Annotated in this window: 6 protein-coding genes; all 6 read left to right on the top strand. The window is 63.7% G+C overall.

All coding sequences use genetic code 11. The annotated features are described in order from the left end of the window. The first annotated feature begins 168 nt into the window (after positions 1 to 168). Complete coding sequence (locus ACH107_RS14405; RefSeq protein ID WP_412506421.1) at positions 169 to 867, top strand: TenA family protein; 699 nt, start codon at positions 169 to 171, stop codon at positions 865 to 867. An 18-nt stretch (positions 868 to 885) separates the two neighbouring features. Beyond that, entirely contained in the window at positions 886 to 1,641 is a 756-nt protein-coding gene (locus ACH107_RS14400; RefSeq protein WP_412506423.1) for an ABC transporter ATP-binding protein, read from the top strand. 7 nt (positions 1,642 to 1,648) lie between these two features. Next, positions 1,649 to 4,012 (top strand): ABC transporter permease, encoded by a 2,364-nt coding sequence (locus ACH107_RS14395; protein ID WP_412506420.1) that lies wholly within the window; start codon positions 1,649 to 1,651, stop codon positions 4,010 to 4,012. A 5-nt stretch (positions 4,013 to 4,017) separates the two neighbouring features. Next, positions 4,018 to 5,232, top strand: a complete 1,215-nt coding sequence (locus tag ACH107_RS14390) for an efflux RND transporter periplasmic adaptor subunit (RefSeq protein ID WP_412506419.1) — start codon at positions 4,018 to 4,020, stop codon at positions 5,230 to 5,232. A 126-nt stretch (positions 5,233 to 5,358) separates the two neighbouring features. Continuing rightward, positions 5,359 to 5,556: a preprotein translocase subunit SecE gene (secE, locus tag ACH107_RS14385; protein ID WP_412506418.1), complete on the top strand. Its 198-nt coding sequence runs from the start codon at positions 5,359 to 5,361 to the stop codon at positions 5,554 to 5,556. A 188-nt stretch (positions 5,557 to 5,744) separates the two neighbouring features. Then, entirely contained in the window at positions 5,745 to 6,278 is a 534-nt protein-coding gene (gene nusG, locus ACH107_RS14380; protein WP_412506417.1) for a transcription termination/antitermination protein NusG, read from the top strand. Positions 6,279 to 6,358: the final 80 nt, after the last annotated feature.

Genomic DNA, 6,358 nt, shown 5'->3' with positions numbered 1-6,358 from the left:
GAATCGCCTGTGCCACCTGTTTCCCGCGATTCTAGCGAAAGGGCCACCAAAATGCGCCCCCCTCGGGCCCCGTGGCCCCGGCGCGGCTTGAACTTTGAGTCTGGGACGGGCCGGTGACGCTGGTCGCGGCCGGCGATCCGGAAACGCAATCAGAGGAGGATTGAGAACATGCGCGATACCGACGCGATGCCGACGCGATACGGAGACACCTTTGTGGCGTGGCGCGCCGCCGCCGGAGCGGACTGGACGGCCTACACCCGCCACCGCTTCGTTGCGGATATGGCGGCCGGGAGCCTGCCGCGCGCCGCATTCCTGCACTACCTCGTTCAGGATTACATCTTCCTCATCCATTTCTCCCGGGCATGGGCGCTGGCCGTGACCAAGGCCGACACGATAGATGAAATGCGCCTCTGCGCCGCGACGATGCAGGCGCTTATCGACGAGGAAATGCGTTTGCACATAAGCACTTGTGCCGAGGCGGGCATTGACGAGGCCACGCTTGCCCGGGCCGAGGAGGCGCCGGCGAACCTCGCGTACACGCGGTATGTTCTGGATGCCGGGCACGCGGGCGATTTCCTCGACCTGCTGGCCGCGCTCGCGCCATGTGTCCTCGGCTATGGCGAAATCGGCCATCGCTTGATCGCGCAGACGGGCGAAACCCCCTATCGCGACTGGATCGAGACCTATGGCGGGGCCGAGTATCAGGACCTTTGCACCGCGGTCGGCAGCCTCATCGACGGGGCGGTATCGCGTCGCCTGGGGGAGGTGCCGCAGTCAAGCCCGCGCTGGCCGGCGCTGTGCCGGCGGTTCGGAATGGCGACCAAGCTTGAAATCGGCTTCTGGGACATGGGGCTGTCGGCCGCCTGAATGGCTTGAGCCATGTCAATGCCCCCGCCGGCGCACCACCCTATCCTCGTGCTGACGGAGGACGCTGTGTCGGAAAAAGTGTTCAGAACCAAGGGGGTCACAAAGGTCTACGATACCGGTGGCGCAAAGGTGCACGCGCTCGCCGGGGTTGATCTCGAGCTGTATGCGGGTGAGCTTGCTGTCCTGCTCGGGCCCTCGGGTAGCGGCAAGTCGACACTGTTGAACATTCTGGGCGGGCTGGATCATGCCAGCGAAGGGCGGGTCTGGTTCCGCGACCTCGAATTGACGGCGTTGGACGATAAGGGCCTGACGCGGTACCGGCGTGATCATGTCGGGTTCGTCTTCCAGTTCTACAACCTGGTCGCCAGCCTGACGGCCCGCGAGAATGTCCAGCTTGTGACCGATGTGGCCCGCAACCCCATGCGCCCCGAGGAGGCGCTGGCGCAGGTGGGGCTGAGCGGCCGCATGGACCATTTTCCCGCCGAGATGTCGGGCGGGGAACAACAGCGTGTCGCCATTGCCCGGGCTATCGCGAAACGCCCCGAAGTGCTGTTGTGCGACGAGCCGACGGGCGCGCTGGACAGCAAGACCGGGGTTCAGGTCCTCGAGGCACTGGAAGGCGTCAACGAGCGTCTTGGGACAACCACCGCCGTCATCACGCACAACGCGGCGATCGGAAAGATGGCGCACCGGGTCATCTACTTTCAGGACGGCCGGATCGCCCGTGTCGGACTGAATGCGGAACGTATCGCGCCCGCGGATATTTCGTGGTGACCGTCTGATGCGTGCACTTGACCGTAAACTGCTGCGCGACTTTCGCAGGCTTTGGGCTCAGGGCTTGGCGATCGCCCTCGTGCTGGCCTGCGGTGTCGCGATCCTGCTGACGACCTACGGCATGTACGGTGCGCTTGAGGATACGCGCGCGGCCTACTACGACCGCAACAGGTTTGCCGACATTTTCGCCGATGCCAACCGCGTGCCCCGTTCCGTCATGCAGGATATTCGCGCGATCGACGGGGTGCGCGCGGCCGAGGCAAGGGTGGTGGAGCATGTCATTCTTGACATGCCGGGCCGTGTGCAAACCGTGACCGGCCGCATTCTGTCGCTGCCCGATGATGGCGACATTCGCTTGAACGTGCCGCTCGTGCAGCGGGGGCGCCTGCCGGATCCGGCAAGCCCCGACGAAGTTGCCGTCAACGCGCCTTTCGCCGCGGCGCACGGGCTCCGGCCGGGGGAGACCTTCACGGCCAATCTCAACGGGCGCCATCGCGAGCTGACGCTTACCGGCACGCTGTTGTCGCCCGAATTCATCTACACGATCGGGCCCGGCGCGCTGTTGCCCGACAACGAGAGTTTCGGCGTCCTGTGGATGTCGGAGCGTGCGCTTGCCGCTGCTTTCGACATGGAAGGCGCTTTCAACAACGTGACGGTCAAGCTGGCCCCGACGGCGCGCAAGGAACCTGTCCTCGACAGGCTGGATGATATTCTGGCGCCGTACGGCGGGCTTGGTGCCTATGCGCGCGACAAGCAGGTATCACACAGCTTCGTCGACTCGGAAATCAAGCAACTGCGCACGACGGCGATGATCCTGCCCCCGGTATTCTTCGGGGTCACAGCTTTCTTGGTTAGCATGGTCATCGGACGCATCATCACGCTGGAACGTGCGGAAATCGGCCTGTTGAAGGCCATCGGCTATGGCAGGTTCGAGATATGCCTGCATTACCTCATGCTGGCGGGGCTGATCGCTTTGATGGGTATCCTGCTCGGATGGGGGGGTGGCAGTTGGCTTTCCCGCGCTCTGGCGCGTCTCTACGCGCAGTTTTTCGATTTTCCCTATCTGGTCTACGGCGTTGCCTATGACGCCTACGCCGTATCCGGGGTGCTGGCGTTGCTGAGCGCGTCGCTCGGCGCGGTGCGCGGGGCCCTGCGCGCGGCACGCCTGCCGCCGGCTGTCGCGATGGCGCCGCCGTCGCCGCCGCGCTTCAGACGCACCGTGATTGACCGGATACTGGCACGGCTGAGACCGTCGCAGCCCGTCATCATGATCCTTCGAAGCCTCATGCGGTGGCCGTTGCGTTCGGCGCTGACATCGTTCGGGCTTTCGCTGGCGGTCGCTGTTCTCGTGGCGTCGAGCTTCTTCTCCGACGCGCTTGACAAGCTCGTGGATACCACGTTCCACCAGTCCAACCGGCAGGATGCCATGCTTCTGTTCTCGCCCGACATCCCCGAGACTGCGCTTGCGGATGTCGAGGCGCTGCCGGGCGTGTTGAAGGCCGAGGGCCATTATTATCAGGCGGCCGTTTTGCGCAACGGGCACAGGGAAAAGGACACCCCAATCGAGGCACGCCGGCAGGGCACAGATCTGGCGCGGATCGTGGACGGGGCGGGGCGTGTCGTGAATGCGCCCGACGATGGCATCCTCTTGTCCCACAGGCTGGCGCGGCAACTCGCGGCACGGCCCGGCGACCTGATCGAGGTGGAATTCATGGGCGGGCGCAACGAAAAACACGCGATACGCGTCGCAGGGCTTGTCACGCAGTACCTCGGCCTCGGGGCCTACATGGATATCGGGACGCTGAACCGCCTCTTGCGGCAAGCGCCGCGCGTCACCACGGCCAACCTCATGCTGGACGAACGCTATCTGCCGGACTTGCATCGCGCCCTGAAGAACACGCCGGAGCTCAGCGGTCTTGTCCTGCTTGGCGAGATGCGCCGATCGTTCGAGGAAACGATCCGGGAAAACGTCGTGATCATGACAAGCGTGTACATGATGATTGCGGTGCTGATCACGTTCGGGGTGGCGTATAACGGGGCGCGGATCCAGCTTTCCGAGCGCGCGCGCGAATTGGCAAGCCTGCGCATCCTCGGTTTCACGCGGGCAGAAGTGTCCTTCATCCTTGTCGGTGAGACGATGTTACTGGCCTTGCTGGCGCAACCGCTTGGATGGATGATCGGGGCGGTAATCGCCAAGGCCCTTGCGGCGGGGTCGACGAGCGATCTGTACGAGGTGCCCTTCGTGCTGGAGCCGTCGGGTCTTGCAATGGCCAGCCTCATTGTCCTGGCGGCGGCTCTCTTTTCCGCCCTGATCGTCCGGCGCCGTCTTGATCGGCTCGACCTTGTGCAGGTCATGAAAACACGGGAGTGACAACCATGGCGCTCAAAACGCGCAGCATCGTCTCGGTCACCTTCGGCCTCGTCATTGTGGTCGTCCTGGGCATCGTTGCTTTTCGGCCAGAACCTGTTCCCGTGGACATTGCGCAGGTCACCCGCGGCGATTTGCAGGTAACGGTCAACGCCGACGGCAAGACCCGGATCCGCGAGATCTACGAAGTTGCCGCGCCGATGACAGGCACCGCTTTGCGATCTCCGGTGCGTGTCGGCGACCCGGTTGTCGAGGGCGAGACCGTCGTGGCGGTGGTGGAGCCTGCCGCACCCGGCCTGCTGGATATTCGAAGCCGGATTCAGGCACAGGCCGCCGTCAGGGAGGCCGAGGCTGCACTGCATCAGGCGCGCAGCCTGTTGCGCGAGGCGCAGGAGGAGCTCGAACAGGCGCGCCGCGAATTCGAGAGGTCGCGCGAACTGGTGGCGCGCGGGGCGGCGTCGGAGACGCGGCTCGAAACGGCCGAGCGTCAACTCGGCATCAAGGAGGCGGCGCAGGCCGCCGCGGTCTCGGGGTTGGAAATGGCGAAAGGCGCGCTTGATCGCGCTCGCGCGGCCCTCATCGAGCCGGGCTCGGAAAACACGAGCGCAACCGAGAGCTGTTGCGTGCGCCTGACGGCGCCGGTTGACGGTGAGGTTCTGGATATCGACGTGATCAGCGAGCGCCCGGTCACCGCGGGTACCAGACTGCTTTCCTTGGGAAAGCCCGATGATCTTGAAATCGTCGCGGACCTGCTGTCGGCCGATGCGGTCAGGGTGGAGGTCGGTGACCGCGCGATCGTCGAACGATGGGGTGGAGACGGCGTGATGGAAGCACGTATCGCAAGGATCGAACCTGCCGCCTACACCAAGGTTTCCGCTCTCGGGGTCGAGGAGCAGCGTGTTGACGTGGTTCTCGACCTGCTCACACCTGCCGATCGGCGCGCGCAATTGGGCGACGGTTTCGCCGTTTTTCTGCGGATCGTGGAGTGGGAAGGGCAGGATGTCCTTCGCGTGCCGTTGAGCGCCCTTTTTCGCGAGGGCGATTCATGGGCCGTTTTCGTGGCGGATGAAGGGCGCGCCGCATTGCGAAAGGTGACGACAGGGCGCCGCAACGCCCAACATGCGCAGATACTGGACGGGCTTGAAGCAGGTGAGCGTATCATCATGCACCCTTCCTCGGAAATCGAGCACGGGACACGGATCGTCCTGCGACCGGCACCATGACGGCGCCGCCGGGCAGGGGTACTGGCGAAAGGCAAGGCTGTTTTTGCGATGACCGGCATCTGCGCTTGAATTCCGGCAGCCCGCGGCGTATCTGCGCAGCCAGCAATCCGAAAGATGACAGGGCACATGGCACGCACGAATCCGCTTCAGTTCATACAACAGGTCCGGTCGGAAGTTGCGAAGGTCGTCTGGCCAACGCGGCGCGAGGTTCTTTTGACCACCGTCATGGTGTTCATCATGGCAGCTTTGACCGCCGTGTTCTTCGCGCTTGTCGATCTGTTGATCCGCAGCGGCCTGCAAGGTCTGCTGGGGCTCTTCGGGTAGTTGACGTTAAAAACCGGGACAGCCCCTTGAAATCAGGCGGGATCGAAGGTAGTGGACCGACGATCTTCGACATCGGGCGCGTGGCGATTCGAGTTGCGCGCCGATTTTCGTTTCCGGGGTGGGGTAAAAGCCCGGTTAATACAATGAAATCGGCCCCGGGCCGGTCGCAGCAAGGACATGGGTCGACGATGGCAAAGAGGTGGTACTCGGTAAGCGTTCTCTCGAATTTCGAGAAAAAGATCGCCGAGCAGATCAGGCAGTCCGTCGCCGAGCAGGGGCTCGAGACCGAAATAGACGAGGTTCTTGTTCCTACCGAGGAAGTGATCGAGGTGCGGCGCGGCAAGAAAGTGACGGCCGAGCGGCGATTCATGCCCGGTTACGTACTCGTTCACATGGAAATGTCGGACAAGGGCTACCACCTGATCAATTCGATCAACCGTGTCACGGGCTTTCTCGGGCCGCAGGGTCGCCCGATGCCCATGCGGGACGCCGAGGTGAACGCCATCCTCAACCGTGTCCAGGAAGGCGAAGAGCAGCCGCGCACGCTGATCAGCTTCGAGGTCGGGGAAAAGGTGAAGGTGAACGATGGCCCGTTCGAGGACTTTGACGGCATGGTCGAAGAAGTTGACGAAGACAACCAGCGTCTCAAGGTGACGGTTTCGATTTTCGGCCGCGAAACGCCCGTCGAACTGGAATACACTCAGGTCACGAAGCAGGTCTGAGGTCACGGCGGGGATGGTTCCGCCGCGCGGCCTGCGGGCCGCATCATCGTGGGAGGCAAGGGGGCCGCGGCACCCGCGCC

This window comes from Roseovarius halophilus (ex Wu et al. 2025) (assembly GCF_047086965.1).
The sequence above is the reverse complement of the archived record's forward strand: the minus strand, read 5'-3'. Positions and strand labels throughout refer to the sequence as shown.

What these genes read in the sequence shown, in the direction of transcription:
- ACH107_RS14400 (WP_412506423.1), top strand. Translation starts at nt 886, where the DNA reads ATGCCCCCGCCGGCGCACCACCCTATCCTCGTGCTGACGGAGGACGCT.
- nusG (WP_412506417.1), top strand. Translation starts at nt 5,745, where the DNA reads ATGGCAAAGAGGTGGTACTCGGTAAGCGTTCTCTCGAATTTCGAGAAA.
- ACH107_RS14395 (WP_412506420.1), top strand. Translation starts at nt 1,649, where the DNA reads ATGCGTGCACTTGACCGTAAACTGCTGCGCGACTTTCGCAGGCTTTGG.
- ACH107_RS14405 (WP_412506421.1), top strand. Translation starts at nt 169, where the DNA reads ATGCGCGATACCGACGCGATGCCGACGCGATACGGAGACACCTTTGTG.
- ACH107_RS14390 (WP_412506419.1), top strand. Translation starts at nt 4,018, where the DNA reads ATGGCGCTCAAAACGCGCAGCATCGTCTCGGTCACCTTCGGCCTCGTC.
- secE (WP_412506418.1), top strand. Translation starts at nt 5,359, where the DNA reads ATGGCACGCACGAATCCGCTTCAGTTCATACAACAGGTCCGGTCGGAA.